The 26,676-nt window shown below is 63.6% G+C and carries 31 protein-coding genes and 1 pseudogene; 20 read left to right on the top strand and 12 right to left on the bottom strand.

Features of this window, described 5'->3' with window-relative positions; all coding sequences use genetic code 11:
• Window positions 1–174: 174 nt before the first annotated feature.
• From pcaD to PQU89_RS00365, 4 genes are all read right to left on the bottom strand, one after another.
• Window positions 175–954 carry a 3-oxoadipate enol-lactonase gene (gene pcaD, locus PQU89_RS00380; protein ID WP_272764086.1) on the bottom strand — a complete coding sequence of 260 codons (780 nt, stop codon included), beginning with the start codon at window positions 952–954 and terminating at the stop codon, window positions 175–177.
• An 85-nt stretch (window positions 955–1,039) separates the two neighbouring features.
• A complete protein-coding gene (pcaF, locus tag PQU89_RS00375; protein WP_272764085.1) occupies window positions 1,040–2,242 on the bottom strand; it encodes a 3-oxoadipyl-CoA thiolase in 1,203 nt (400 codons plus the stop codon).
• An 11-nt stretch (window positions 2,243–2,253) separates the two neighbouring features.
• Window positions 2,254–2,919: a 3-oxoacid CoA-transferase subunit B gene (locus PQU89_RS00370; RefSeq protein ID WP_272764084.1), complete on the bottom strand. Its 666-nt coding sequence runs from the start codon at window positions 2,917–2,919 to the stop codon at window positions 2,254–2,256.
• A gap of 12 nt (window positions 2,920–2,931) precedes the next feature.
• Entirely contained in the window at window positions 2,932–3,618 is a 687-nt protein-coding gene (locus tag PQU89_RS00365) for a 3-oxoacid CoA-transferase subunit A (protein ID WP_272764083.1), read from the bottom strand.
• Window positions 3,619–4,164: 546 nt separating this feature from the next.
• On the opposite strand from PQU89_RS00365, the gene PQU89_RS00360 reads away from it, so the two are divergent.
• Window positions 4,165–5,064, top strand: coding sequence for a DMT family transporter (locus PQU89_RS00360; protein ID WP_272764082.1), 900 nt, complete (start codon window positions 4,165–4,167; stop codon window positions 5,062–5,064).
• A gap of 37 nt (window positions 5,065–5,101) precedes the next feature.
• Here PQU89_RS00360 and PQU89_RS00355 read toward each other — a convergent pair whose 3' ends face one another.
• Entirely contained in the window at window positions 5,102–6,007 is a 906-nt protein-coding gene (locus PQU89_RS00355; RefSeq protein ID WP_272764081.1) for a LysR family transcriptional regulator, read from the bottom strand.
• Between the two features lie 105 nt (window positions 6,008–6,112).
• Here PQU89_RS00355 and PQU89_RS00350 point away from each other — a divergent pair, with 105 nt between their 5' ends.
• From PQU89_RS00350 to PQU89_RS00330, 5 genes are all read left to right on the top strand, one after another.
• Complete coding sequence (locus PQU89_RS00350; protein ID WP_272764080.1) at window positions 6,113–6,781, top strand: RraA family protein; 669 nt, start codon at window positions 6,113–6,115, stop codon at window positions 6,779–6,781.
• A complete protein-coding gene (locus PQU89_RS00345) occupies window positions 6,778–7,440 on the top strand; it encodes an RraA family protein (protein ID WP_272764079.1) in 663 nt (220 codons plus the stop codon). The genes PQU89_RS00350 and PQU89_RS00345 overlap by 4 nt, the downstream gene beginning before the upstream one ends.
• Entirely contained in the window at window positions 7,440–8,078 is a 639-nt protein-coding gene (locus PQU89_RS00340) for an RraA family protein (protein ID WP_272764078.1), read from the top strand. Before PQU89_RS00345 ends, PQU89_RS00340 begins: the two co-directional genes overlap by 1 nt.
• A 2-nt stretch (window positions 8,079–8,080) precedes the next feature.
• The gene (locus tag PQU89_RS00335) at window positions 8,081–9,298 is read left to right on the top strand and encodes a pyridoxal phosphate-dependent aminotransferase (protein WP_272764077.1); all 1,218 of its coding nucleotides are present in this window, start codon (window positions 8,081–8,083) and stop codon (window positions 9,296–9,298) included.
• A gap of 71 nt (window positions 9,299–9,369) precedes the next feature.
• The gene (locus PQU89_RS00330) at window positions 9,370–10,188 is read left to right on the top strand and encodes an alpha/beta fold hydrolase (RefSeq protein ID WP_272764076.1); all 819 of its coding nucleotides are present in this window, start codon (window positions 9,370–9,372) and stop codon (window positions 10,186–10,188) included.
• Window positions 10,189–10,320: 132 nt separating this feature from the next.
• On the opposite strand, the gene PQU89_RS00325 is transcribed toward PQU89_RS00330, so the two are convergent.
• Window positions 10,321–10,779 (bottom strand): Lrp/AsnC family transcriptional regulator, encoded by a 459-nt coding sequence (locus tag PQU89_RS00325; protein ID WP_272764075.1) that lies wholly within the window; start codon window positions 10,777–10,779, stop codon window positions 10,321–10,323.
• Between the two features lie 121 nt (window positions 10,780–10,900).
• Here PQU89_RS00325 and PQU89_RS00320 point away from each other — a divergent pair, with 121 nt between their 5' ends.
• The 5 genes from PQU89_RS00320 (at window position 10,901) to PQU89_RS00300 (ending at window position 14,210) form a co-directional block, all read left to right on the top strand.
• Entirely contained in the window at window positions 10,901–11,629 is a 729-nt protein-coding gene (locus PQU89_RS00320; protein WP_272764074.1) for an AzlC family ABC transporter permease, read from the top strand.
• On the top strand, window positions 11,626–11,928 hold the full coding sequence (locus PQU89_RS00315) for an AzlD family protein (protein WP_272764073.1): 303 nt from the start codon (window positions 11,626–11,628) through the stop codon (window positions 11,926–11,928). The genes PQU89_RS00320 and PQU89_RS00315 overlap by 4 nt, the downstream gene beginning before the upstream one ends.
• Window positions 11,929–11,934: 6 nt before the next feature.
• Window positions 11,935–12,741: an alpha/beta fold hydrolase gene (locus tag PQU89_RS00310; RefSeq protein WP_272764072.1), complete on the top strand. Its 807-nt coding sequence runs from the start codon at window positions 11,935–11,937 to the stop codon at window positions 12,739–12,741.
• Window positions 12,742–12,853: 112 nt separating this feature from the next.
• On the top strand, window positions 12,854–13,114 hold the full coding sequence (locus PQU89_RS00305) for a cupin domain-containing protein (RefSeq protein WP_272764071.1): 261 nt from the start codon (window positions 12,854–12,856) through the stop codon (window positions 13,112–13,114).
• Window positions 13,115–13,262: 148 nt separating this feature from the next.
• A complete protein-coding gene (locus tag PQU89_RS00300; RefSeq protein WP_272764070.1) occupies window positions 13,263–14,210 on the top strand; it encodes a sensor domain-containing diguanylate cyclase in 948 nt (315 codons plus the stop codon).
• 204 nt (window positions 14,211–14,414) lie between these two features.
• Here PQU89_RS00300 and cuyB read toward each other — a convergent pair whose 3' ends face one another.
• A complete protein-coding gene (cuyB, locus tag PQU89_RS00295) occupies window positions 14,415–15,854 on the bottom strand; it encodes a cysteate racemase (RefSeq protein ID WP_272764069.1) in 1,440 nt (479 codons plus the stop codon).
• 57 nt (window positions 15,855–15,911) lie between these two features.
• Window positions 15,912–17,177 carry a dicarboxylate/amino acid:cation symporter gene (locus PQU89_RS00290; protein WP_272764068.1) on the bottom strand — a complete coding sequence of 422 codons (1,266 nt, stop codon included), beginning with the start codon at window positions 17,175–17,177 and terminating at the stop codon, window positions 15,912–15,914.
• A gap of 274 nt (window positions 17,178–17,451) precedes the next feature.
• Here PQU89_RS00290 and PQU89_RS00285 point away from each other — a divergent pair, with 274 nt between their 5' ends.
• Together PQU89_RS00285 and PQU89_RS00280 are read left to right on the top strand one after the other, a co-directional pair.
• Window positions 17,452–18,372, top strand: a complete 921-nt coding sequence (locus PQU89_RS00285; RefSeq protein ID WP_272764067.1) for a LysR family transcriptional regulator — start codon at window positions 17,452–17,454, stop codon at window positions 18,370–18,372.
• A gap of 1,013 nt (window positions 18,373–19,385) precedes the next feature.
• Window positions 19,386–19,667: a hypothetical protein gene (locus tag PQU89_RS00280; RefSeq protein WP_272764066.1), complete on the top strand. Its 282-nt coding sequence runs from the start codon at window positions 19,386–19,388 to the stop codon at window positions 19,665–19,667.
• Window positions 19,668–19,774: 107 nt separating this feature from the next.
• On the opposite strand, the gene PQU89_RS00275 is transcribed toward PQU89_RS00280, so the two are convergent.
• On the bottom strand, window positions 19,775–20,260 hold the full coding sequence (locus PQU89_RS00275) for a hypothetical protein (RefSeq protein ID WP_272764065.1): 486 nt from the start codon (window positions 20,258–20,260) through the stop codon (window positions 19,775–19,777).
• 696 nt (window positions 20,261–20,956) lie between these two features.
• Between PQU89_RS00275 and PQU89_RS00270 the strand changes: the two genes are divergently transcribed.
• Window positions 20,957–21,178, top strand: coding sequence for a YMGG-like glycine zipper-containing protein (locus tag PQU89_RS00270; RefSeq protein WP_047967529.1), 222 nt, complete (start codon window positions 20,957–20,959; stop codon window positions 21,176–21,178).
• Window positions 21,179–21,333: 155 nt separating this feature from the next.
• Here the strand turns inward: PQU89_RS00270 and PQU89_RS17190 are convergent, their stop codons facing one another.
• Window positions 21,334–21,588 carry a DUF3309 family protein gene (locus PQU89_RS17190; protein ID WP_441372801.1) on the bottom strand — a complete coding sequence of 85 codons (255 nt, stop codon included), beginning with the start codon at window positions 21,586–21,588 and terminating at the stop codon, window positions 21,334–21,336.
• Window positions 21,589–21,628: 40 nt separating this feature from the next.
• Window positions 21,629–21,757 (bottom strand): annotated as a pseudogene (locus tag PQU89_RS17185) (DesA/ISL3 alpha bundle tail domain-containing protein); the annotation flags it as partial.
• Between the two features lie 481 nt (window positions 21,758–22,238).
• Here PQU89_RS17185 and PQU89_RS00265 point away from each other — a divergent pair.
• The 3 genes from PQU89_RS00265 (at window position 22,239) to PQU89_RS00255 (ending at window position 23,863) form a co-directional block, all read left to right on the top strand.
• A complete protein-coding gene (locus tag PQU89_RS00265) occupies window positions 22,239–22,457 on the top strand; it encodes a CsbD family protein (protein WP_272764064.1) in 219 nt (72 codons plus the stop codon).
• Between the two features lie 88 nt (window positions 22,458–22,545).
• Window positions 22,546–22,689, top strand: a complete 144-nt coding sequence (locus PQU89_RS00260; RefSeq protein ID WP_272764063.1) for a lmo0937 family membrane protein — start codon at window positions 22,546–22,548, stop codon at window positions 22,687–22,689.
• Between the two features lie 121 nt (window positions 22,690–22,810).
• Window positions 22,811–23,863 carry an AI-2E family transporter gene (locus PQU89_RS00255; protein ID WP_272764062.1) on the top strand — a complete coding sequence of 351 codons (1,053 nt, stop codon included), beginning with the start codon at window positions 22,811–22,813 and terminating at the stop codon, window positions 23,861–23,863.
• 3 nt (window positions 23,864–23,866) lie between these two features.
• On the opposite strand, the gene PQU89_RS00250 is transcribed toward PQU89_RS00255, so the two are convergent.
• A complete protein-coding gene (locus tag PQU89_RS00250; protein WP_272764061.1) occupies window positions 23,867–24,592 on the bottom strand; it encodes a Crp/Fnr family transcriptional regulator in 726 nt (241 codons plus the stop codon).
• A gap of 347 nt (window positions 24,593–24,939) precedes the next feature.
• On the opposite strand from PQU89_RS00250, the gene PQU89_RS00245 reads away from it, so the two are divergent.
• From PQU89_RS00245 to PQU89_RS00235, 3 genes are all read left to right on the top strand, one after another.
• Complete coding sequence (locus tag PQU89_RS00245; protein WP_272764060.1) at window positions 24,940–25,158, top strand: CsbD family protein; 219 nt, start codon at window positions 24,940–24,942, stop codon at window positions 25,156–25,158.
• A gap of 166 nt (window positions 25,159–25,324) precedes the next feature.
• Entirely contained in the window at window positions 25,325–25,639 is a 315-nt protein-coding gene (locus tag PQU89_RS00240; protein WP_272764059.1) for a BON domain-containing protein, read from the top strand.
• A 397-nt stretch (window positions 25,640–26,036) separates the two neighbouring features.
• Window positions 26,037–26,642, top strand: a complete 606-nt coding sequence (locus PQU89_RS00235; RefSeq protein WP_272764058.1) for a TetR/AcrR family transcriptional regulator — start codon at window positions 26,037–26,039, stop codon at window positions 26,640–26,642.
• Window positions 26,643–26,676: the final 34 nt, after the last annotated feature.

Below are 26,676 nucleotides of genomic sequence, written 5' to 3'. Positions count from 1 at the left end.
GTATCCGAAAATACCCGCACAGTATTCACACGAGGCGCTACCGCCAGTAATACGGAGAAAAAGAATAAAAACAGCAGACGTGTTTATTCGCCACGTTTATTTGAATAAATAAACATGGCGAATAAAAACGGAACGGTTAACCGGCGGCGGGACCAACCGGCCGCCGGCTCAGGGTCAGGCGTTCAGGAAGCGCAGCAGCACGTTGTTGAATGCCGCCGCGGCCTCGATGGAGGACAGATGCGAGGCCGGCAGGTCGACGCGCTGCGCGCCCGCGATCCGGCTGGCGATGAAGTCGGCGTCGGCCGGCGTCGTCACCGGGTCCTGCAGGCCGGCGATCACCAGCGTCGGCAGCGTGATGCCGGCGATGGCGTCGCGCAGATCGGCCGTCGCCAGCGCGTCGCAACAGGCGGCGTAACCGGCCGCGTCACACTCCGCCAGCTGCCGGATCAGGCCGGCCACCGTCGTCGCCTCGGCGGCGAGGTAGTCGGCGCTGAACCAGCGCGCGGCGGCGCCGGCGGCGACTTCCGCCATGCCGCTCTGCCGCACCAGCGCCGCGCGGCTGTGCCAGCCCTCGGCACTGCCGATGCGCGCCGCGGTATTGCACAACACCAGCTTGTGCAGCCGTTGCGGCGCATGCACGCCCAGCCACTGCCCGATCAGCCCGCCCATCGAGATGCCGCAAAAATGCACACGCTCGATGTCCAGCGCGTCCAGCAGTGCCAGCACGTCGCCGCCCAGCTGCGCGAGGCTGCAGGCGCCGTCGCCCAGGGTGGAGCCGCCGTGGCCACGGGTGTCGTAGCGCAGCAGGCGGAAGTGCTGCCCCAGTGCCGCCAGCTGCGGCTGCCACATGTCGAGGGTGGTGCCCAGCGAGTTGGACAACAGCAGCACCGGTGCGCCGGCCGCGCCGTCGAGGCGGTAGTGCAGGCGCCGGCCGTCAAGGTCGAGATAAGGCAAGATGATGCTCCGGGTGTCGGCCCTGCCGGCTGCGGCCAACCCTGGTGTCACAAGGTTGGCCGCAACGGCCGGCGGGGCCGGTGGATTAAACGCGTTCGATGATCAGCGCGATGCCCTGCCCCACGCCGATGCACATGGTGCACAGCGCGTAACGGCCGCCGCTGCGCGCCAGCTGGTAGGCGGCGGTGGTCACCAGTCGCGCGCCGGAGGCGCCCAGCGGATGGCCGATGGCAATGGCGCCGCCGTTGGGATTGACGCGCGCGTCGTCGTCGGCGAGACCCAGGTCACGCGTGACCGCCAGCGCCTGCGCGGCAAAGGCCTCGTTCAGCTCGATCAGGTCGATCTGGTCCAGCGTCAGCCCGGCCACGGCCAGCACCTTGCGCACCGCCGGCGCCGGGCCGAAGCCCATGATGCGCGGCGCCACGCCGGCGGTAGCCATGGCCACGATGCGCGCGCGCGGGGTCAGCCCGTAGCGCGCCGCCGTCGCGGCGTTGGCCAGCAACAGCGCGCAGGCGCCGTCGTTGACGCCGGAGGCATTGCCGGCGGTCACCGAGCCATCGCCGCGCACCACGCCCTTGAGCCGGGCCAGCGCGTCCGGCGTGGTGGCACGCGGGTGCTCGTCCTTCGCGAACACGACCGGATCGCCCTTCTTCTGCGCGATGCTGACCGCGATCAGCTCGTCGGCGAAGCGGCCGCACTCGTGGGCGGCGGCGTAGCGCTGCTGGCTGCGCAGCGCAAAGGCGTCCTGGTCGGCACGGCTGATGGCGAAATCGGTGGCCACGTTCTCGGCGGTTTCCGGCATCGAATCGACGCCGTACTGCGCCTTCATCAGCGGGTTGACCAGGCGCCAGCCGATGGTGGTGTCCTCGATCTTCATATTGCGCGAGAAGGCGGTATCGGCTTTGCCCATCACGAACGGCGCGCGGCTCATGCTCTCGACGCCGCCGGCGATCAGCAGCCCGGTCTCGCCGCTCTTGATGGCACGCGCGGCGATGCCGATGGCGTCGAGGCTGGAGCCGCACAGGCGGTTGACGGTGGTGCCCGCCACTTCCGGCGGCAGGCCGGCCAGCAAGGAGGACATGCGCGCCACGTTGCGGTTGTCTTCGCCGGCCTGGTTGGCGCAGCCGTAGATCACGTCGTCGATGGCGCCCCAGTCAACGTTGGGGTTGCGCGCCATCAGCGCCTTGAGCGGCAAGGCGCCCAGGTCGTCGGCGCGCATGCCGGACAGGGTGCCGCCGTAGCGGCCGAACGGGGTGCGGATGGCATCACAGATGTAGGCATGTTCCATGGTCATCTCCCTTACGCGGCCACGGCCGTGGCGGCCGTTGCGGCCAAGGTCAGCGGCACCGGCGTCAGGCGCTGCAGCTCGGCAAAGTCGAGGCCGTCGACCATTTCGCGCACCAGCAGGCCGCGCGCGGTGATGTCGATCACCGCCAGATCGGTGTAGATGCGGTCGACACAGCCGATGCCGGTCACCGGGTAGCTGCAGTACGGCACGATCTTGCATTCGCCGCTCTTGCTCAGGTGTTCCATCATCACGAACACCTGCTTGGCGCCGATGGCGAGGTCCATCGCTCCACCCACCGCCGGGATCGCGTCCGCGGCGCCGGTGTGCCAGTTGGCCAGATCGCCGCCGGCCGACACCTGGAAGGCACCCAGCACGCAAATGTCGAGATGGCCGCCGCGCATCATGGCGAAGGAATCGCCGTGATGGAAAAAGGCGCCGCCTTGCAGCAGCGTCACCGGCTCCTTGCCGGCATTCATCAGCTCCGGGTCTTCCATGCCCGGCGCCGGGGCCGGCCCCATCCCGAGCAGGCCGTTCTCGCTGTGCAGGAAGATCTCGCGGTCGGCGGGCAGGTAGTTTGCCACCCTGGTCGGCAGGCCGATGCCGAGGTTGACGTAGGCTCCTTCCGGAATGTCCTGCGCCACGCGGGCGGCCATCTGGTTACGGTTCAGTCTGTTCATGCGCTTGCTCCCTCAGGCGACGCGCGCCTGGGCGAGGCCCGGCACTGCCACAACGCGTTGTACGAAAATGCCGGGGGTGACGATGGACTCCGGGTCCAGCGCGCCCAGCGGCACCACTTCGCCGACCTGGGCAATGGTGACGGCCGCGGCGGTGGCCATGATCGGGCCGAAGTTGCGCGCCGCCTTGCGGTACACCAGATTGCCCCAGCGGTCGCCACGGAACGCCTTGATCAGCGCGAAATCCGCCCGGATCGGGTACTCCAGTACGTAGTGCTTGCCGTCGATCTCGCGCGTCTCCTTGCCCTCGGCCAGCAGGGTGCCGTAGCCGGTCGGCGTGTAGATGGCGCCAAGGCCGGCGCCGGCGGCCTGGATGCGCGCCGCCAGATTGCCCTGTGGTACCAGCTCCAGCTCGATCTCGCCGGCGTGGTACAGCGCGTCGAAAACCTGGGAATCCGCCTGTCGCGGGAAGGAACAGATGATCTTCTTCACCCGCCGCGCCTTGAGCAGCGCTGCGAGGCCGATCTCGCCGTTGCCGGCATTGTTGTTGACGATGGTGAGGTCGCGGGCGCCGTGGGCGATCAGGGCATCGATCAGCTCGGCCGGCTGGCCGGCGATGCCAAAGCCGCCGATCATCACCGTGGCCCCGTCAAAGATGCCGGCCACGGCCTCTTCAAGGGAAGATACAGTCTTGTCTATCATGCTCTCTCTCGCGTCATCCGCTGCCGGATGCAGATGTGTAGTGTGTTCGTCGCAAACCGACGAACCGTTGGTATGGATGGAGGGTGTGCCCCCTCCTGACTGTTGAACCGAGGTTCAAAAGCAAATTACCAACAATTCCATACCCGCGAGGTATTTAATAAATACCCTGGCCATATTGAAAACAGGCGCCCGGCAGCGCATCGACCAAGCTTGGCAGAAAAAACAAAAACCGATATTAATATAAAATTTTGGCACTAATTAAATGACCACATTCAATCTCCATTGAATTTAATCAATTGATTAACCATCAGCAGATGGTGTTTTTACTTGCCCAATAAAAAAGCTGCTTCCATTTTGGAAGCAGCCGGTTGCTGTTAGCGGGTAATATTCCAGCGCCTCGTTCAATCACGCTCGAGGCGTGTTGCCGCGCCAGTGCGGGCGGCGCGCTCTGATACGTTCTGCCTATCACCAGCTTAGGTAAAAGGTATTTCACAGCGCCGGCGTCAACAACGAGCATGAGGGCTGACCGCTTTCGAGATCGCACCTGTGAGAACTATCCTGAGCAAGCCCGACCGGCTGGGGGTGATTTTTGCCTTTCTGGCCGCCTTCGGCTTTTCCTTTAAGGCCATCTTCGTCAAGCTTGCCTACGCCGCCGCGCCGGTGGACGCCGTCACCCTGCTGACGCTGAGAATGGTGTTTTGCCTGCCCTTTGTACTGCTCGCCTGCGTGCCGGTATTGCGGGGCATGCCGCGGCTGTCGCGGCGCGATATCGGCATGCTGCTACTGCTGGGCGGCATCGGCTACTACGGCTCCAGCATGCTCGATTTCTATGGCCTGCAGTACATTTCCGCCGGGCTGGAACGGCTGATCCTGTTCACCTACCCCACCCTCACCATCCTGATCGGCGTGCTGTTCCTGGGCAAGCCGATGGAGCGCAGCATCATGCTGGCCGCAATGCTGTCCTATGCCGGGATTGCGATTGCCTTCGTGCATGACGCCAGCCAGAGCAGCGATGTGCACCGCGTGGCGCTCGGTGCCGGTTTTGTATTTGGCTGCGCGGTGCTGTACGCGCTGTACAGCGCCGGCTCGGAAGTGGCCATCAAGCGGCTGGGGGCAATGCGCTTTTCGCTGCTGTCCATCCTGGTGGCGACCGCGGCCGTGGCGCTGCACTTCCTGCTCAGCCGGCCGTGGCAGCAGTTGCTGCTGCCGGCGCCGGTGTATGGCTACAGCCTGGGCATGGCGCTGTTTTCCACCATCCTGCCCATCATCTGGCAGTCGTTGGCGATCCGCCACATTGGCGCCGCCCGCGCGGTGCTGATTGGCACCCTCGGCCCGGCGTTGACCATCTTCTTTGGCTGGTGGCTGCTGGACGAGGCGGTGTCGCTGTCGCAGCTGGCCGGCACGGTGCTGGTGATTGCCGGGGTGCTGCTGGCCAGCCGGCGCTGATCGTTGGCCGTCCAAGGTTGGCCGCAAGCGCGGCGGCTCAGCCATTGGCCGCGCTGTAGCTGCGCACCGTCTCCAGCACCGCGGCAAGCAGATGGTTCTGCCGCTGCGTGTTCCAGGCCATGGCGGTGGTGACCACGTGCAGCTCGTCCGCCAGCGGCCGGATCACCACGCTGGGCGGCGCCATGCCCTGCACCGACGCCGGCACCAGCGCCACGCCCTGATTGCAGCCGACAAACGCAATCTGCGACGTCACCGAGCGCACCTCGTGCAGGATGCGCGGTGAAAAGCCGCTGCTGTGGCAGGCCGCGGTCAGCCGGTCGAACGAGATCGGGCTGACCTTGCGCGCGAACATGATGAAATCCTCGCCGGCCAGATCGTGCAGCGCCAGCTGCACCTGGCCGCACAGCGGGTGCGTCGCCGGCAATGCCACGGCCAACTTGTCTTCTCGTAGCGGCAGTGCGCTGATGTGCTCGCCCAGATCGCCTTCCAGCCGCGCAAATGCCAGGTCGATATCGCCGCTGAGCAGCGCCGGCAGCGCCTCGTAGCTGTCGATTTCCTTTACCGCCACCGTCAGTCCCGGGTGCTGCTGCTTGATCTGTTCGATCAGGCCCGGCAGCACGTCCAGAATCGCCGAGGTGATCGCGCCGATGGTGATGGTGCCGATCTGCCCGGCGGCCGCCTCGCGTACCGCCAGCTCCAGGCTTTCCAGCTGCTCGGCGAATTTCTTCATCGCCGGCAGGATCGCCTGCCCCACCGCCGTCAGCTGCGCGCCGCGGCGCGAACGCTCGAACAGCTTCACCTTCAGTGCCTGTTCCAGGATCTGGATCTGCTCGGTCAGCGGCGGTTGCGACATACCGAGGCGCTTGGCGGCGCGGCCGAAGTGCTGTTCCTCGGCCACGGCCAGGAACAGCCACAGGTGGCGGATGAGACGAAAGTTGATCATGTTTTTGATAGGTTTGGCGTATGTAAACGTTACAAATTTCGGAATTTACCTATCGAACTGTAGGGCGGAAAGTAGCGGCACACAAGCCCCCAACAGGAGAGTCCGATGAGCCAGCCTTCTTTACTCGCACGTTTGCAGCAGCAGGACAGCAACACGCTGTCCGACGCGCTCGATTTCCTCAATCTGCCCGGCGCCAGCTATGGCCTGCGCCCGCTGTGGGACTGCCCCAAGCTGGTTGGCCGCGCCAGCACCGTGCAGCTGGGCCGAAAGACCGATGCGGCGCCGACGGTGCACCTGATCTCGCCGGTGATCGCCGCCATCGACAGCACGGAGCGCGTGCTGGTGATCGCCGGCGGCGTGGACGGCATTTCCTGCTGGGGTGACATCCTGGCCAATGCCGCGCAGGTGAAGGGTGTGCGCGGCACGGTGATCGACGGCCTCAGCCGCGACATCGACGGCAGCGCTGACATCGGCTACCCGCTGTATGGCCGCGGCGTCACCATGATCAGCGCGCGCAACCGCGTGATCCAGCTGTCGTCCGGCCAGCCGGTGAACATGGCCGGTGTGCAAGTCGAAGAAGGCGACTACGTGCTGGCCGATCGCTGCGGCACGGTGTTTGTGCCGGCGGCACATATCGAGACGGTGCTGGATCTGGCCGAGCGCATCGCGGCGCGCCAGCACGGCATGGTGGCGGCGGTGCGCAGCGGCCGCTCGGTGGCAGAGGTGATGCACGACCGGCAATTCGACGCCATTCAGCAGGAGGGCGGCAAATGAACGCGGCAGATCGCGAACTGGTGGCCCTGTTTGCCGGGCTGGATAGCGCCGGCGTATCCGATGCCATGGACAAGCTGGGGCTGGCGGGGCAGTGCCTGGGCATCATGCCGCTGGACAACTACCGCCAGGTGGTGGTGGGGCCGGCGTTTACCGTCAAGTATGTGGCCGCCAGCAGCCCGGCCGGCAGCGTCGGCGATTTCATCGACGAGGTCGCCGCTGGCGACGTGGTGGTGATCGACAACGATGGCCGCACGGATTGCACGGTGTGGGGCGACATCATGACCCAGTACGCCGGGCTGCGGCAGATCGCCGGCACCGTGATCGACGGCGTGTGCCGCGACGTCAACAAGGTGCTGGATGACGGCTATCCGATGTTCTCCAGGGGCCGTTTCATGCGCACCGGCAAGGACCGGGTGCAGGTGGAAGCGGTGGGTGGCACGGTGTCGATCGGCACCGCCCGTGTCGCCGCCCGCGACATCGTGGTGGCCGACGCCAACGGTGTGGTGGTGGTGCCGCGCGAGCGCGCCGCCGAGGTGGCGGCGCTGGCGCAGCAGATCGAGACGGTGGAAGCGGCGATCCGCCAGCAGCTGGCGCAGGGCAGCCCCCTGGCCGCCGCGCGTGCGGCGCTGGGTTACCACACACTGCAAAGGAAAGCGTGATGAACACTGCTGAACACAAGCCAACGTTGGCCGCACGCTGCGCCGTGCTGGGCAGCGCCACGCTGTACGAGGCCTGCGGCCAACCTTGCGCGGTGGACCCGCAGATTCGCAGCCTGTGGCCCGGCGCCTTCATCGCCGCGCCGGCCTACCCGCTGGTCTGCTCCCCCGGTGACAACCTGTCCATCCACATCGCGCTGGAGCGCGCGCCGCGCGGCAGCGTGCTGGTGGTGGATACCGGCGACTTCATCGCCGGCTACTGGGGCGAGGTGCTGACCGTCGCCGCCGAGGCCGCCGGCATCGCCGGGCTGGTGATCAACGGCGGTGTGCGCGATGTCGCCGCCATCGGCAAGCGCCACTTTCCGGTGTTTGCCCGCGGCGTGTCTGTGCGCGGCACGGTGAAGGCCAGCGCGCCGGCGGTCGGTTTGCCGATGATTTTTGGCGGCGTCGCGGTGGCCGCCGGCGATCTGGTGGTGGCCGACGATGACGGCGTGATCATCGTGCCCGCCGCCGCGGTAGCCGACACGCTGCAGGCCGGTGAAGCGCGTGCCGCCAAGGAAAGCGTGATGATGAGCCAGCTGAGCCAGGGCGCGACCACCCTGCAGCTGATGGGCCTCGACCACTGGCGCGAGAGGGCATAACCATGAGCACCCAATACCTGAACAAACACCTGGCCACGGCCAAACCCTCCGCCACCTACAAGGTGATGGACCGCGTGGCCGCGCTGCGTGCCGCCGGCATCAACATCATCTCGCTGTGTGCCGGCGAACCGGATTTCGACACCCCGCAACACATCCGCGCCGCCGCCATCGCCGCCATCAACGGCGGTCACACCCGCTACACCCAGGTGGCCGGCACCCGCGCGCTGCGCGAGGCGGTAGCCAGCAAGTTCCGCCGCGAAAACGGTCTGGATGTGCAATGGCAGGACACCATTGTCTGCTCCGGCGGCAAGCAGGTGATCTTCAACGCGCTGGCCGCCACCCTGAACGAGGGCGACGAGGTGATCGTGCCGGCGCCGTACTGGGTGAGCTACCCGGAAATCGTGCAGCTGTGCGGCGCGCGGCCGGTGGTGGTGGCCTGCGGCCACGACAGCGGCTTCAAGCTGACGGCGGCAACGCTGGCCGCCGCCATCACCCCGCAGACGCGCTGGCTGATCCTGAACTCACCATCCAACCCCACCGGCGTGGTGTATGGCCGCGACGAGCTGCTGGCGCTGGCGCAGGTGCTGCTGGATCAGCCGCAGGTGCTGGTGCTGGCCGACGACATCTACGAACACCTGCTGTTCGACGGCCAGCCGTTCTTTACCCTGGCACAGGTCGAGCCGCGGCTGCAGGCGCGCACCCTGACCATGAACGGGGTGTCCAAGGCCTACGCGATGACCGGCTGGCGCATCGGCTACGCCACCGGCCCGCGCTGGCTGCTGCAGGCGATGGAAAAACTGCAGGGGCAGCAGACCTCTGGTGCCTGCGCCATCTCGCAGCAGGCGGCGTTGGCCGCGCTGACCGGGCCGCAGGACTTCATCACCCGCTCGCGCGAGGTGTTCGAGACCCGCCGCGACCGCATGCTGCGCCAGCTCAACGCCACGCCGGGGCTGTCCTGCGCCCGGCCCGGCGGCGCGTTCTACGTGTTTGCCTGCTGCGAGGAACTGCTGGGCAAGACCAGCCCGGCCGGCAAATTGCTGGCCAGCGACGAAGACGTGGCGCTGGCACTGCTGAATGAAGCCGGCGTCGCGGTGGTACAGGGCAGCGCCTTTGGCTTGGCGCCCTATATCCGCATCGCCTATGCACTGGACGACGCCGCGCTGCAGCAGGCGTGCACGGCGATCGGCGAGTTCTGTAGCGCGGTGATGACCACCCGTTAATTGCAACCCAGCACTGCGGCCAACCTTGGGCTCAAGGTTGGCCGCAGTGCCGCGACTGATTGGAACACCGCATGACAAGCCAACAATTTGCCAGCCAGCGGCTGGCGTTCGACATCGATGGCGTGGCCGTCGACATCGCCGCGATTCACCGCGGCGGCGACAAGGCGCCGATCCTGTTTCTGCACGGCTTCGGCTCGAGCAAGGAGGACTACGCCGACATCGTGCAGCATGCCGCCTTCGACGGGCATCCGTTCATCGCCTACGACGCCCCCGGCTGCGGCGACACGGTTTGCGCCGAGCTGACGCAGGTGTCGATCAACCTGCTGCTGCAAACCGCACTACAGGTGCTGGCGCACTACCGGGTGGCGCGCTTCCATCTGGTCGGCCACTCCATGGGCGGCCTCACAGCCTTGCTGCTGGCCAGCCAGCTGGGCGAACGCGTGCTCAGCTTTACCGATATCGAAGGCAATATCGCGCCGGAAGACTGCTTTCTGAGCCGCCAGATCATCGCCTACCCGAATGCCGACGCCGAGGCGTTTTTCGATGACTTCATCGAGCGCACCCGCCACGCCCCGGCCTACGCCAGCGCCCTGTACGCCGCCAGCCTGCGCCACAAGGTGCGCGCCGCGGCGGTGCGCGGCATTTTTGAATCGATGGTGGCGTTGTCGGATCACGGCCGGCTGATGGAACAGTTTCTGGCCCTGCCGTGCCGCAAGATGTTCATGTACGGCGCGCAGAATGCCGGCCTCAGCTATCTGGCGCATATCGAGCAGCACGGGGTGAGACTCAGCGAAGTGCCGCATTGCGGCCACTTTCCGATGTACTCCAACCCGCTGTTCATGTGGCAGCAGCTTGCCGACTTTATCGCCGGCGAGCGTCACACCGGGTAACTACCGCCACGCCTGATCCTGGCCGGCTCCTGCCTGGGGCCGGCTTTTCTGCATTGAGGGGCGGGCCGGCTTATCGGCCAGAGCCCGCCCCTGCGCCGGTCCGCGCCGCCGCCGTTTGCCAGCGCGGGCCGTTCACACCGGTATTGCCGAAGTCAGCTTGATCTTTTGCATCGGGATTTCCGTCTTGACGTTCTGTACCCCCTTGATGCGGGTGAGGTGCTCGATCTGGAATTGCCGGTAGTCATCGAGATCGGCCGCCACGATGCGCAACAGGAAATCGCAGTCCCCGGCCATCAAATGGCACTCCACCACCTGTGGCAGCTGCCTGATCGCATCGGTGAAATGATCGACCGTCTCGGCGTCCTGCCCCGTCAACCAGATGCGGGCGAAGACGGTCAGCCCTTTGCCCACCTTGGCGGCGTTGACCACCGCCACATAGTGCTCAATGACCCCCGCCTCCTCCAGCAAGCGTACCCGCCGCAGGCAGGGTGACGGCGAAAGCCCGACCTCGCGGGCCAGCTCGATGTTCTGCAGGCGCCCGTCCCGCTGCAGTGCCTTGAGAATGCGCCGATCGATTGCGTCCAGTTTCATTGCTATTCCGTCCTACAAAATGGATGACTGGCTATTGCCGATGCCAATTTCAAGCCGAATCCTGGCAACAACGCAACCCGATTTCAACAGTTTTGGCAGAAAATATAAGAAAGGAGCGCAAATGAATAGTCTTTCTACCACTAGTGCCACAGATGTGGCATCCGGCACCAAATTTGAAGCCATCCGTGGCATGCGTGCCTCGCTGCCCGTCATGCTGGGCTTCATCCCGTTTGCACTCGTGCTGGGGGCACAGGCCACCCAGAAAGGATTCACGGTGCTTGAGGTTCCCCTGATGACCGGCCTGAATTTCGGCGGTGGCTCGGAGTTTGCCGCAATCCGGCTGTGGACGTCGCCACCGCAGGTGCTGCTGATCGTGGCGATGTCCTTGCTGGTGAACTGCCGCCATATCCTGATGGGCGCCGCGCTGGTGCCCTATCTGCAGCACTTGACGGCCAGGCAGGCGCTGCCGGCCTTGTTCTTCATGTGCGACGAGAGTTGGGCCATGGCGCTGGCCGATGCCCGCCAGCGCGCCGCCACGCGCATCAGCCTGGCTTACTATCTGGGCATCTCTGCCGGCCTGTACCTCACCTGGGTGACATTTACCGCACTCGGCGCGACACTTGGGCCGAGCATGGGGAATGTCGAGCACTACGGCTTCGATATGGCCTTTACCGCGGTGTTTCTGGTGTTGCTGCGCGGCATGTGGCGCGGGGCGCGCGCCTGTCGCCCCTGGCTGCTGAGTCTGGGCGTCGCCGCACTGAGCTGCCTGTTCCTCCCCGGCGCCTGGTACGTGGCCACGGGTAGCGCGGCGGGACTGCTTGCCGCTATCGTCTGGGGGAAAGCATCATGACGGAGCGCCTGACGCTGCTGACCATCGTGTTGATGGCCGCCTCGACCTATCTCACACGGGTACTGGGTTACCTTGCGCTGCGCAAGCGCACACTGAGCCCGCGCCTGCTGGCGGTCATGGACTGCGTTCCCGGCTGTGTGCTGGTTTCGGTGATTGCACCGGCATTCGTCTCGGAGCAACCGGCCAACTGGCTGGCGCTGGCCATTACCCTGTTAGCCGCCAGCCGCTTGCCGCTGTTACCGACCGTCATCATCGGCATTGTCGCGACCGGCATGCTTCGTCATCTACTCGGCACCTGAGGTCCCATGAACACACCACACTCAAGCTCCGACCATCAGATCACCACCGCCCGGGGCCGCCTGTTTGCCCGTTGCTGGCCGGCTGCGGCCAACGTTGACGGCCAGCGTGCCGCACCCATCGTGCTGTTCCATGACTCCCTGGGCTGCATCGAGCTGTGGCGCGGCTTCCCGGCGTTACTGGCCGCGCAAACCGGCCGCAGCGTGATTGCCTACGACCGCCTGGGGTTCGGGCAGTCCGATCCGCGCAGCGGCGGGCTGACGGCCGATTTTGTCCAGGCAGAAGCCGCGACCGGTTTCCTCGCGCTGCAAGACCATTTCGGATTTGAGCGTTTCGTCGCGTTGGGACACAGCGTTGGCGGTGGCATGGCGGTGCATTGTGCCGCCCGCTACGCCGACGCCTGTGACGGTTTGATCACCGTGTCGGCACAGGCCTTCGTCGAAGACAAAACGCTGGCCGGCATCAGCGAAGCACAAGCGCAGTTCCGCCTGCCCGAGCCGTTCGCGCGCTTGCAGCGCTACCACGGCGACAAGGCGCGCTGGGTGCTGGATGCCTGGATCGACACCTGGCTGGCTCCGGCCTTTCGCGACTGGTCGTTACACGAGGTCTTGCCACAGGTGACGTGCCCGACCCTGGTACTGCACGGCAGCGAAGACGAGTACGGCTCCAGCCGGCACCCGCAGCAAATCGCCGGCATGGTCGGTGGCGCCGCGCAGCTGGAACTGCTGGCCGGGGTCAGGCATGTGCCGCACAAAGAGCAGGAAGACTGGGTGGTGGGGCGCATTGCCCGCTTCCTCGCCAACGGCATGGCATGACCGTCATTGCGCTGCCCGCATAGCGCCGGATAGCCGCGACAGCCATCGCGCCCTGCCCTCCCTGCGGGTACCGGCGGCGACAAAGCGGCTGGCCGGGACCAGCGGCCCCGACATGATCGAACTGTGGCGCTGGCAGCTGCAGCCCGGCGAGCGCTTCGAGTCTGCCGGACACCCGCCCGGCACCCTCAAGCTTTTTCATGTCGAGCAAGGCGAGCTGAAGCTGACGGTGGATGACACCGAACTGACCATCGCGGAGGGCTGCTCTGCCGTCGCCAAAACCGACATGCAGCATTGCTGTGCGAATGCGGGCGCGGACAAACTGGTTTTCACCATGACTGTCGCCGAACTGCATCAATTGCAGACGATACTGTGAGCCACGGTCGCCGCATGGCGGCCATCACCCCCCGCCACGGGCGACAATGGCATACTGTCGCCAGCACCACGGGCAGGCCGCGCCGATTAGCCCCGGCACCTTGCGCCCTGCCACCAGTACCCCGACACCGTTCAAGGAGACGTGAGGCATGTCCGACGTAAGCGAACTCAGCAGCGACAACGCGGTTTATAAAACTCTTCTGGAGTCGACCAAGGCTATCCCGTGGAAAATCGACTGGGCCACCATGCAGTTCGCCTACATCGGCCCGCAAATCGAGGCCTTGCTGGGCTGGAGCCAGGAAAGCTGGGAATCCGCCAACGACTGGGCGCAGCGCATCCACCCGGAGGATCGCGACAACGTGGTGAATTTCTGCGTTGCGCAATCCAAGGCCGGGGTCGACCACGAAGCCGACTACCGGGCACTGACCAAGGAAAACGGCTACGTGTGGATACGCGATGTCGTCCACGTGGTACGCAATGCGCAGGGTGAGGTCGAGTCGCTGATTGGCTTCATGTTCGATATCAGCGAGCGCAAGAAGACGGAAGAAAAACTGCTGGTACTGCAAAAAGAGCTGGAAGCGCTGTCGTTCAAGGACGGGCTGACCGGCATTGCCAACCGGCGCCGCTTCGACACCAGCCTGGACATGGAGTGGCAAAACACGCGCAACAGCCGCCAGCCGCTGTCGCTGATCCTGTTCGATGTCGATTTCTTCAAGCAGTTCAACGACCTGTACGGGCACATCGCGGGCGACCAGTGCCTGACCCGCATCGCGCAAACGCTGAATCTGGCCCTGGCCGGCCCGCGCGATCTGGTCGCGCGTTACGGCGGCGAGGAATTCATCATCATGCTGCCGGAAACCGACGCCAACGGCGCGCAGCGCGTCGCCGAGCGCTGCCAGCGCCTGATCGAGAAACTGGCGATCGGCCACTCGCAATCGCCGCACGGCCAGCGCGTCACCGTCAGCATCGGCGTCGGCACCGTGATGCCAGGCGACCGGCTGACCACCACCGACTTCATCCAGGCCGTTGACCGGCAGCTGTATGTCGCCAAGGAAAACGGCCGCAACCGGATCGAGACACTGCAAATCGCGTCCTGAGGTGCGGGGGGTGCGGGGTGATGGTGTCGCCCGGCTGCGGCGATTGAGCAGCCGGGCGCCGGATCAGACCGCCATTAGCCCAACGCGGCGGAATTCCCATCGATAAAAAATGACTGCATCCGTATCTGGAAGCCGTCATGAGACGATCGAAAAAATCAGGAACGGCTCAGCCCGCCTTGGGCTGATGTCGAAGTCTTGGGCAGGCTACCGCTTGTTTGCCAGCTCGACACAACGCCGCGCGAGAATCGCCGTCGGGTCAATCAGGGCCAGCGTATGCCCGCCCAACTGGTAGTGCTCGCATTCCGGCAGCAACAGCGGCAGCTCGGTACAGCCCAGAATCAGCACTGCCGCCCCCGCATCGGCAAGCTGCCTAGCCGCAGCCAGCAACTCTTCCCTGCAACGGCCGCTGGTATAGCCGGCCTTGACCCCCTGCTCGCCGTAGATGGCTGCCATCACCTTGGCCTGATGCTCGTCGTCGGGAACAATCAAGGTCAGGCCGGCGGTTTCGGCAATGCGGTGGTAGACCCGGCTTTGTACGGTGCCGGACGTGGCCAGCAGGCCAATCGGCTTGGCGGTGCCATAGCGATGGCGGATAAAACCGATGGTCTCCTCCAGCATGTGGACAATGGGGATGCCGAGGAGTGGCTGCAGCTCGGCAACAAAGGCATGCGCCGTGTTGCAGGGAATCGCGATGGCGTGGGCGCCTTCCGCCTCCAGTCGCTTGCAGGTTGCCAGCAGTGCGACCGTCGGGTCGGTCTCGCGCCGGATCAGGTTGGCGGTGCGATCCGGGATTTGCGGATTCTGCTCCACCACCATCTTGATGTGGTCCTGGTCACGGCTCGCCGGCGTGCTCTGTATGACCTTGTTCATGAAGTCTACGGTGGCCGCCGGTCCCACTCCGCCGACAATACCCAGCTTGAAGCGGGGCGCTGGTGGCTCGCTTCGGTGCACCAAGGCATATTCGGCATAAATCTGATTGACGTCGGGGAAGGTGATACCGGACTGCTGCAAGCCTGCCGCAACCAGGGCCAGCTCGGTAAACCCCGGTAACAACAGGTCGACCCGCTGTGCCTGCAGCTGCTTGCACACCTGCTGCAGCGAGGCCACTGCCGTGCCATCAAAATGCCCGGCCTGTATGCCATGCACACCATAGATGGCCTCCATCAGTCGTGGCTGCAGCTCCGGCGCCGGGTAAAGCAGCTGGAAGCGATCGCCGAAATAACGTTCGAACAAACCAGCATGACGCACGTAGTCTGATGTCAGGATGCCCAGCCGGGCACCGGCGGGAAGCCGCTGTACCACGTAGTCAAGCAGTGCGGCCAACATGTCCACCACCGGCACGGCAAACTCGCTCTGGATCTCGTCACGAAAGACATGGCTGGCGAAACACGGCAGCAGCAGCGTATCCACCCCGCGCCGGGTCAGCGCCATGCCCGTTTCAAACACATACAGTTTGCGGGCGGTCACGGTACAGTCTTGTTCAAGGGCGCTGCCGGCACCACGAAACGGGTGCTGCTCAAGGAGCACATGCAGCGGTGCCGTCGTCTGGCTGGCCCTGGCCTGAGCCGCCAGCAGCTTGCTGTACAGGTCGGCGCCGGCCAGTGCGCCCAGCCCGCCGATGATGCCAAAGGTTTGGGTATTCATGATCACTCGACATGACAAAAGACGCGGCCGCAGATGGCGGCCGCGCCGGGTTGACGATCAGCTGCGAACCTCGGCTGGCTGCGGGAGAGCCTGTGGCTCCTGCTCACCTTCCAGTTTGGCGACTACGGCGGTGGCCAGACTATTGCCCAGCACATTGGTCGCCGTGCGCCCCATGTCAAAGAACTGGTCGATGCCCATGATCAGCAGCAGTCCGGCCTCAGGCAGGTTGAACATCGGCAGGGTCGCGGCGACTACCACCAGCGAGGCGCGTGCCACGCCGGCCATGCCCTTGCTCGTTACCATCAGCACCAGCAGCAGGATCAACTGCTGGGCAAAACTCATCTCGATACCATAAGCCTGCGCGATGAACAGCACGGCAAAGGCCTGGTACATCATCGAGCCATCCAGATTGAACGAGTAGCCAAGCGGCAACACGAAGCTGGAAATACGCTTGGAGACACCGAATTTTTCCAGGGATTCGATGGTTTTCGGATAGGCCGACTCGCTGCTGGCCGTCGAGAATGCCAGCATGATCGGCTCGCGGATCAGCTGCAGCAGCCCGCCGACCGACTTGCCCAAGAACAGGTAGCCGACAGCCAGCAGAATCCCCCACAGCAGCGCCAGTCCCAGGTAGAACTCGCCGATCAGTATGCCGTAGCTCAGCAGCACGCCCAGCCCTTGCACCGTAATCACCGCCGCCATGGCGGCAAACACGCCGATCGGAGCCAGGCGCATCACGTAGTCGGTAATGCGGAACATAATGCGCACCAGTTCGTCGAGACACTTGTCGAGCGTGGTGTAGCCCTGGCCTTTCACAAAGCCAAGCGCGGCACCGAAGAACAAGGAGAACACCAGAATCTGCAGGATCTCGTTACCGGCCATGGCTTCCGCGATGCTTCTCGGGAACACGTGGGTAATGAAGCCTTTGAGGTTCAGATCGGCCGTTTTCAGGCCGGAACTCGCGGCCGCATCCGGCAACACCAGCTGCATGTGAACGCCCGGTTCAAACAGGTTCACCAGTGCCAAACCGAGCAGCAAGGAAACGATGGACGCGCAAACAAACCACAGCATGGCCTTGAGCCCGATGCGGCCAACTGCGCCGGCATCGCCCATGCTGGCGATCCCCGTCACCAGCGTGGCAAATACCAATGGTGCGATGATCATCTTGATCATGCGCAGAAAGATGTCCGTCACCAGGCTGAAGTAGCCGGCGATCTCCTTGGCCGTCTGGGTATCCGGCGCGAAGCTGTGAAAGATGTAGCCCACCATAATGCCCAGCAGCATTGCCATGCCGATCTGGCGGGTCAGTTTTTGGGTATTCATGGCTGCCCTCCCACTGCCGGTCGCTGGCAGGAAACGAGTGCAGTGAAAAAGCCTAAAGCGGGGGAAAATATTGTTGGAATAATCATGGCAGACTCCTTGTGTAGGCGCTTCTGTGTCGAGGCGCCATTGCATTCTAGAGTCGGGGTGGAATCCTCTTGATGAGGATGGCTCATATCGCCATGCGGATTCGGAATAGCTTTTTTCGCGTGCCAAGACGATGATTTGGCAGGATTATTCTGTCAGCCAAGCGGCTGTTGCGCCAAGAGAGAAGACAATGTACATCAGATGGATAGACGATCTCCTGGCCCTGGCCGAGAGCAAAAACTTTTCACGCGCCGCCGAAAGCCGCCACATTACCCAGTCGGCGCTGTCGCGCCGGATCCGTTCGCTGGAGGAATGGGTCGGCGCGGACCTGGTCGATCGCGGCACCTACCCGTTGGAGCTGACACCGGCGGGCAAGCTTTTCTGCGAACAAGGGCGGGAAGCGTTGCAGCTGCTGCTGGCGGCACGGGCCGAAATCCGCCAGGAGACCCGCATGCCGGGCAAGGCCATCCAGATCCGCGCTGGCCATACCCTGTCGATGACCTTCCTGCCCCGATGGATAAAGCAATGCCAGTCCCACCATGGCCAGTTCAATACCCGCGTGGTGGCCGAAAATGTGCTGGATGCCGTTACCGCCCTGTCCGAAGGCAGTTGCGATCTGATGTTCTGCTATCACCACCCCCTTACGCCCATCCTGCTTGACCCGGAGAAGTTCGACTATCTGTCACTGGGATATGAAGACTTCATTCCCGTCTCCGCGCCACGCCCTTCCGGTCGGCCCGCCTTCAGCCTGCCAGGGCGAAACACCGCGCCGCTCCCCTATCTGGCTTATACCTCCACCACCTTTCTGGGCCGGGTCGTTGAGGCGCTCCTCAAGCAGGTATCCACCGAGCCCAGCCTGGAGCGCTGCAATGAAGCAGACATGGCCATGCTGTTACTGAACATGGCCAAGGAAGGCTACGGGGTAGCATGGGTACCGGAAAGCGCGGCGGTTGACGCCTTGCAAAAGGGCGAGCTGGTACATGCCGGCTCGGACGAGTGGCATACCCGGCTCGAAATCCGTGTCTATCGCGCCATCAACAACGCCAATACCACGCTGCAGGAGTTGTGGCAGTCGTTGAGAAACGACGGCACGGCAAAAAAGGCACGCTGAGCAAAAGTGCCACACGGTGCCGTGACCAGCACATTGCCGGATCGGCAGCCGCCGCTCCAAGCGACGGTTTACATCGACTAGCTATGGCCGAACGTGAAACGCACGCTCGGTGATCAAGCGGGCCACATTGGCACACGGGACGAGAAATGCCAGTGACCACCGGCACAGCTGACCGGGCTCACCGGCCTCCCCTGCACTCGCTTTCGAATTTACTGTCTTGTTCTTGGCTTCATTTGCACGGAAAAACAGTGTTCTTGCCAATTAAAGTCGTAAACAAGCACCCTTCACCCACCGGCCTCTCAACGCCATAGTTACAACTCGCATCTTGGCTAAAGTCGTAAACAAGCCTGCGTCTCACGTCGAGCTCGTCCGCAAAGTGTCAATTAAAATCAAAAACACCAATCACGTCGCCGGTTCTGAAGACAGCAAAGCAGAAGCTTGGCCTGATGGAAATCTTTGCAGGCTGCCAAATAATAGCGCTCATATCGAGCAGCTTGATCGGCAGTAGGTTGGCCAAAGCTGTCAGTGACCAGATTACGTTCAAACGCTAGCTTTACACCCTAATGCGGCCACGCCTTATTCAAAAGGTCAGCTGTTCGGCAAGCGCAACCGGAGACAGCCGTTCTGCCACTTGAGCCGCATGACCATGACTATGCTCTGTCTCCCTCTGAGGAGAGAGCGACTCGGTATCGATATTCGCCAAACCCGATGGGATGGGTACTCTGCACCGTGTTTCTTAACCCTTCTGCGAGCACCTTGCCTCAAGTGCTCGCAACTATGGTTGGGCAAATACCTGCAGGACCCGGAGTAGTCCCACCCATGAAAGTCGGGACTGGCCAGGTGGAGGCAGTACGCTGCCGGTCACACGGATAGCAGCTATTTCGATGGTTGTGTGTGTTAGTGAACAGAGGTGGTGTACGCCAGAGCGCATGCTGCTCCTGTGTCATGCGTTTGCGCCAGGGCTGTACCCCGCAAGGTATGGCACTGACTTACCTTCAACCAGGAGACATAGGATGAATGAAAGTGAGCTTTTAGCCAGAATCCAGACCGTAGCCGGGCGTGACAACCGCGAGCTGCTGGCCCGTTTCTGGTTGCAGATGGATGCCCGGCCCACCCTTTTGCCCTTTACCTTTGACGATCTACGCAATCTTAATGCCGATGGCCGCAGCGTTTTTCACGCCATTTTGGGGGGCTATGCTAAGCAGCAGTTTCTCCCCCTCAATGCGGCGTTACTCGGTCAGCTTAGCAATCTGGACTGTCCCAGGGGCGGTAAACAAATTCCCGCCTCACGCTGAAGCCTACTCCAAGGTTTCGGTACTGATACCACCCAGGTGGCGGCGCCTATGGCCGACCTGGTGCGCTTGGGAAGCGCGACCCTGGCCAGAAAGATGTGGCACCACGGTCAACGGTTCTGATAGCCGTCATTACCGTCCTGATCGTCGCTGTTGCGGTTATACAAGGGCGGGATGCCCTGCTGTTCGTAGCGGTGGTCCCAATTGTCGCCCTGCTGATAGGAATGATGGCGGCGCTGATGCTGGCGATCACGCTGATAACGCTGGTAGCGCGGCACGTACTCGTTGTTGTACCAGCGATCCTGCACGAAGTAGACCCGTTCGCCACAGGCGTTGTAGCTGCGGCAATGGCGTCCCCAGTTGCGGGCGTGGCCCGGCGGTACCCGCAGGTAGATCGGCGGGCGGGCGACCGGTACGCGGCGGATAGCGATCGGCTCGCGATAGAGCACGCGAGGCGGCGGGTAGCCTCCGATGTCGAGGCGGCCGTAGAAACCTGGCTGGCCAATGCTGATCGAGACACCAACGTCGGCAGCAAGGGCCGGGGTGGCGATGATGGTGACGGCGGCAATGGCCGTGGCAAGCAGAATATTTTTCATGTTGACTCTCCTGTGGCCTGCCGCGAGCGGGTGCCTCTGCCTATGGCTGGCTGGATGACCGCGGCAAGGCTTGCCCGGGGTATCCGGTAGCGCCTGGCACTGCGGGCGGGCTGCGGCTTGAAAGATCGCGGTGTGACGTGGCATGCCGGTGTTGCCTGATAGCGCGCCTGGTCACGCGGCCGGTATTGCTATGGCGCGAACAGGCTCATCATTGCACCAGGGTTGGCCGCAGTCTGTTCGTTGCCATACATAGCCGCCCGCAGCCCTGTTGGCCGAGGGATGACGCGGTTGATGCTTTATCGACCGACGGCGCACACCACCGGCCTCCTCGCGCTTCCCCTTGTGCCGATCAGCGGGTCACATGTTGCCGGCCACTTGCTGGTCATCACACCGACGATTTCCTTTGTTTGTGTGCTAGCAGACAGACGGCCTACGGGCGGCGCATTTAAGCTGCATTCATTGGCGTCAATACCACTGCATCCGTTGCAGCGAGCCATACCGGCCTGACGGTCGCATGGTGTTGGCGACGAGCAGTGCATGCGGTGACTCCTGCCGACATGGCTCTGCCCATTCACGCAAAGGAGTCAACGTGAGCCGCGGCTCGCATGAAGTGCCGGCCAGTCCGGTCAGGGCGTCAGCGACGTCCACGCCGCTACGGCTCACCCGAAATACCCTGTTCAGGAAAAAGGTAACCCCATGAAAACAATGCAGAGATTGACACTCGGCGCAGTCAGCGTAGCCATGCTGCTGAGTCTGGGTGGTTGTGCCGGCATGTCGCGCCAAGGGCAAAACACCGCCGTCGGCGCTGGCGTGGGTGCCATCGGCGGTGCAGTGCTGACCGGTGGCAGTACACTCGGCACCCTGGGTGGCGCCGCCATCGGCGGTGTCATCGGTCATGAAATGGATGATCGCCGCTAACTAAACGGCGCTGCCGCCGGCCGTGCTGGCCAGGCAGCGCCACCGTAGCCGACTCCGGTACCAGCGCAGTCATTGCGCCGGCATCGGCTTACCCTCGATACCTTGCAATCTGGTCCCGAATAACCGGCGAGATCCGCCGCGCGTGCAATGCGCAGCTAGAGCGTGCGGCACTGATTGCCGGTCCCGCAGCAGATCGCCGTGTGCTGGTACGTGGCACCACTCCGTCGTAACCTTGGTGGTTGCCGGTGGTTGCCGCCAAAAAAGCGTCCCCGCACCTCGGTGCAGGGACACTTTTGTTTGTCGGGAGTGGCCACCGGGCACAAGCGGCCCATCCACCATCGCATCAGCTGCACCGACAACACCGCATCAAGCCTGCCGCTGGGGCGGTAACCCCAACGGTGGCTGTGCAGTCAACCGGGAGTGGCGCCGAGCCGCAGGATGGTGTCCAGCTCATTTGGTCTCTCCCAACGCTAAGTCGTAGCTTTGCAGCGCGCGGGAGAACTCCCGCAGCGCGTCAATGCCGCTACCCTCGGCGCTGCGGCACCAGTCTTCCAGCTGAGCGAGCAGCTGCTCCTTCGAGGTGCCGGAGCGGCGTCACAGGGCGGTAAGATCCTGTTGCATCAGTTCTATGGTGTTCAGCTTGCGGTTGTGGCGCAGCGCCTGTTCCAGCGCGGAGCGCTATGGCAGCGAGGGTGCGGCCAGCGTCTGCGGCCAACCTTGGACGTGCCATCTGATACTACGACAACGGGCGCCACCGTCTGTTCGCCGGCGCACCGGCAAGGCCGTCGGAGCCGGCTGCTGGCGCCTACCGCGCTGTCTCAAGCTGCGACGGGGCATGTCGGACAATCGTCGGCTTATGTCTGCCAGCGTACCGACAGGACCGCCGGCACTGACTATCCTTGAACCTGTAACCGGTTTTTTCATGAGCGCAGCACAAACGATGGCTAATTTTGGCCGCAGTATCCTGTCCTGGCATCAGTGCACCCGCAGTGCACGGCCGGCTACATGATCGGCAGCCCGATTGGCGATGCCAGTATTCGGGCGCCATGCGGAAGGAACAATGATGGACTGGAATCGGGTGGCAGAAAACTGGAGGGAATTCAGGGGCAAGGTGAAAGCCGAGTGGAGCAATCTGCCCGACGATTGTCTTGACGTGATTGCCGGCAAACGCGTGGCGTTGTCGGGCAGGCTTCAGGAAGCCTACGGCATCAGCAGGAACGAGGCCGAGCAGCTGATTAAGCGTTTTGAACGGCAGCAACATAGCAGGTTCCTGAAGTAATAGGGCAATGCGCCGAGTACTGCGCCGAGGTGGCAACCGAGTTGCCGGCTGCGGCTGGCGGGCCAGCGCCGGAAAAGGAGTACGAAGCATGCTTACCACCATTGCAGTGATCCTGCTGATTCTGTGGCTGCTGGGTCTGGTGTCGTCATACACCCTCGGCGGCTTCATTCACATTTTGCTGGTTATCGCCGTTGTGATGTTCCTGGTGCGGCTGATTTCCGGTCGTATTTAAGCCGCGGCACGCGGTGCGCGCCGCTGCGGTTGCGCCTGCAAAGGTTGGCCGCAAGCGCGCACGCTGCCCGGCTTGTCAATTGTTGCCCGCCGTGTGCCACCGGAGTCACAGAGGAGCGAGCGTGGATCTCTATCTCAAGGGTTTTATCATCGCTGTCGCCACCCTGTGCGGCTTGGCGCTGTACTGGATGCTGGCGCCGTTCTGGGATGCGCTGGCGTGGGGCATCTGCCTGGCCTTTCTGCTGGCACCGTTGCAGCGCTGGCTGACGCACAAGCTGCGCGGCCGCGACGGTCTGTCCGCCGGCATCATCACCGTGCTGGTGCCGCTGGTGCTGGCCGGGCCGCTGGTCAGCCTCGGCGTGGCCTTTGCCAACCAGTTTGCCGAGCTGGTCACCCGCCTGCAAAAACAGCCGCTGCGTTTCGATCTCGATCTGCTGGCGCAGCTGGAGCGCTATCCGCTGCTCGGCAGCCTGTCGGCGTGGCTGCGGCACAATTTCACCACCAGTCACGATCAGCTGCAGGGCTGGCTGGACAGCGGCGCCCGGCTGCTGCTGCAGTCTCTGGCCAGCACCGGCGGCCAGGTGGTGCTCGGCACCCTCGACATGGTGGTCCACTTCTTCATGATGCTGTTCCTGCTGTTCTTCCTGCTGCGCGACGGCCGCATGCTGCTCAATCGTGCGGTGCGGCTGGTGCCGATGGAGCCGCAACGGCGCAGCCGCCTGCTTCAGATGATCGGCAGCACCACCCGCGCTGTAGTCTACGGCACCGGTCTGACCGCGCTGGCACAGGGTGTACTGGTCGGTATCGGTTTCGCCATCAGCGGCCTGCCGTCGCCGGTGGTGTTCGGCGTACTGGCGGCCTCGCTGGCGCTGCTGCCGATGGGCGGCGCGGCGCTGGTATGGGCACCGGCGGTGCTGGCGCTGGCGCTGATGTCACAGTGGGGCTGGGCGATCTTCATGTTGGTGTGGGGGCTGGGGGTATCGGTGTCCGACAACCTGCTGCGGCCGCTACTGATTTCCAGCCGCGAGCCGGTGTCGATGCTGGCGGTGTTCATCGGCGTGATCGGCGGCCTGTCCGCCTTTGGCATGATCGGCATCATCGTCGGGCCGGTGCTGCTGACGGTGATGGCGGCGCTACTGCGCTTTGTCGACGAAACCCTGTCTGACACACCGTGACCGCTATCGGCGCGGGGTAACGGTGTAAGGCAGCAGGCGGTCGGTTTCCTTTTTGACCACCGCGTAGCACTCGCAGCACAGCTGCTCCAGCTGCGGCCGGTCCAGCACGGTGATGTGGCCGCGGCTGTATTCGATGATCCCCAGTTTCTGCAGCTTGCCGGCGGCGTCGGTGACGCCCTCGCGGCGCACGCCGAGCATGTTGGCGATCAACTCCTGGGTCATGGTCAGCTGGTTGCTGGGCAGCCGGTCCAGCGACAGCAGCAGCCAGCGGCACAGCTGCTGGTCGATGGAGTGGTGGCGGTTGCACACTGCGGTCTGCGCCATCTGCGTGATCAGCGCCTGGGTGTAGCGCAACATCAGCTGCAGCAGCTCGGCGTGGCGGTTGACCTCGTTCTTGAACTGGCTGCCGGACAGGCGGAAGGCGTAGCCGGCGCTTTGCACGATGGCGCGGCTGGGGGTGCTTTCGCCGCCCATGAACACCGCGATGCCGACCATGCCCTCGTTGCCGACTACCGAGATTTCCGCCGAGGAGCCGCTTTCCATCACGTACAGCAGCGACACGATGGCATCGGTGGGGAAGAACACGTGGCGCAAGGCGTCACCGGATTCGTACAGCACCTTGCCCAGCGGCAGCTCGATCAGCTCGAAATAAGGCAGCAGGCGGTCGAGTACCTCTGCCGGCAAGGCGCCCAGCAGGTGGTTTTGTTGTGGCGTGATGGTTTCGGACATGGCCAACTCCTGATGGTGCTTACCCTCATCCAAAGCAGTATAGGCGAGCCGCCGCCGATTTATGCCCCGTCACTGCGCCAGCACAGGGGGCTACGCCTGACGGGCAGTCTGCCCGTTACGGCACGCCGGCGCGCGGTGTTGCCGAGGGCGCTTGCCGCCGGTTTCTGCCGTGTTGCCGCAATGTGGCGCAGCGTACCGACAGCACCGTGCGCTGGCCGCAGTATGGTGACACTGTCCGGTACGGCCGCGACCAAGCACGAATGTGGTGCGCGCCACCGGTGCCGGGGGGCAGCGGATGCCAACTTGACCATCTTGTCAGCCGCATCCGGCGTCAAAAGGAGCAAGTCATGAACTGGGACATCATCGAAGGTAACTGGAAACAGTACAAAGGCAAGGTGCGCGAACAATGGGGTGATCTGACCGATGATCATCTGGACGTGATTGCCGGCAAACGCACCATCCTCGCCGGCAAACTGCAGGAAGCCTACGGTATCACCAGGCAGGCTGCCGAGGATCAGATCCGCCGTTTCGAGGAAAGCAACAAGGACGCCGATTCGAAGCCTTGATGCCGATGGCGGCGGTGTGCGGCAACACTGCCGCCCCGCCGCCCCGGCACGTTAAATCCTGCAAGCCGCTACCTGCCGCGCGTAATTGAGACGCGGATGATGGTAGGGGTGGCCGGCTGGCCAGCAACACGCCGCCGGCGCGCGCAACCATTGTGGAGCATTCATCATGAAAGCATTCAACAAATACCTGTCCGCGTTTTTCGTGGTCGCCTCACTGCTGTCGGTGGCGGGCTGTTCCGCGACCCGCGAGCATCAAAGCACCGGTCAGTACATGGACGACAGCGTGATTACCGGCCGCGTGAAAACCGCGATCTTCAACGACCCGGTGCTGAAAGTGACCGAAATCAACGTCGAAACCTATATGGGACGCGTGCAGCTGAGCGGCTTTGTGCGCTCAAGTTCGGATGCCGACCGGGCGATGCAGCTGGCCCGTGGCGTCAGTGGCGTGAGGTCGGTCAAGGACAATATGCAGATCAAGTAAGTGTGGCCCGCAGCCACTGCAAGGTGGCGATGCCCCCTGTTGCCAGCCTAGACAGGGGGTTTTTATGTGGTCACTGTCGCGGCGCTGCGGCCATGCTGGTCTATCCCGGTTCCTGTGGGCGATAAGATAAGACTGCTTTCCGAGTGGCAGCAGTTAATTTCGCGCGGAATGAGGACTTCTGCTTTGGCCGAAAGTCAGACGCGCGCTCAGTATCAAAGTTGACCGGCAGGACCAGCTTAAAAAGGTCAGTGACCACAGATCCGCCGGCTCTTGTTTACGACTTTAATGTTTTGTTTTCGACTTTATTAAACTGTTTTCGACTATATTTGCGCGGAACAACCACCCCGCCCCAACACAGTGCTTGACAACAAGACGACCGGTCTAATATATTGAAAACATGTCACGTCAAAGCCTATACCCCGATACCCGCGAACACATCCTTGCCGTCGGCGAGGTGCTGATCCACGGCCGCAGTTTTACCGCGATGGGGCTCTCCGAGCTGCTGTCCGAGGCCAAGGTGCCGAAGGGGTCGTTCTATCACTACTTCAAGTCGAAGGAAGACTTTGGAGTGGCGTTGCTGGCGCGCTATTTCTCCGGTTACCGCGAGCGGGTCGGCGATCTGCTGACTGACCGCCAGCATGGTAACGGCCGCGAACGGCTGCTGGCCTACTTCCAGCAATGGCTGGACAACCACGCCAGCTGCGAATCGCAAAGCTGCCTGGCGGTGAAGCTGGCGGCCGAGGTGTCCGACATGTCGGAGCCGATGCGCGTGGCGCTGAGCGACGGCATGGATGCCATTGTGCGCAAGCTGGCGGCCTGCATCCGCAGCGGGCAGCAGGACGGCTCGATCAAGCCGCAGCTGCCGGCCGATGAAACCGCCTATGCGCTGTACAGCCTGTGGCTGGGCGCGGCGCTGATGTACAAGACCCAGCACAGTCTGGCGCCGCTGCAAGCGGCGATGACCCACACCCAAGGCCTGCTGTTGCCCTGCAACGCCGCCTGAGACACGCAGTACCGTTCGCCTCTGGCGAGCGGTT

This window comes from Vogesella indigofera, from assembly GCF_028548395.1.
GTDB classification, from domain to species: Bacteria; Pseudomonadota; Gammaproteobacteria; order Burkholderiales; family Chromobacteriaceae; genus Vogesella; species Vogesella indigofera_A.
The sequence above is the reverse complement of the archived record's forward strand: the minus strand, read 5'-3'. Positions and strand labels throughout refer to the sequence as shown.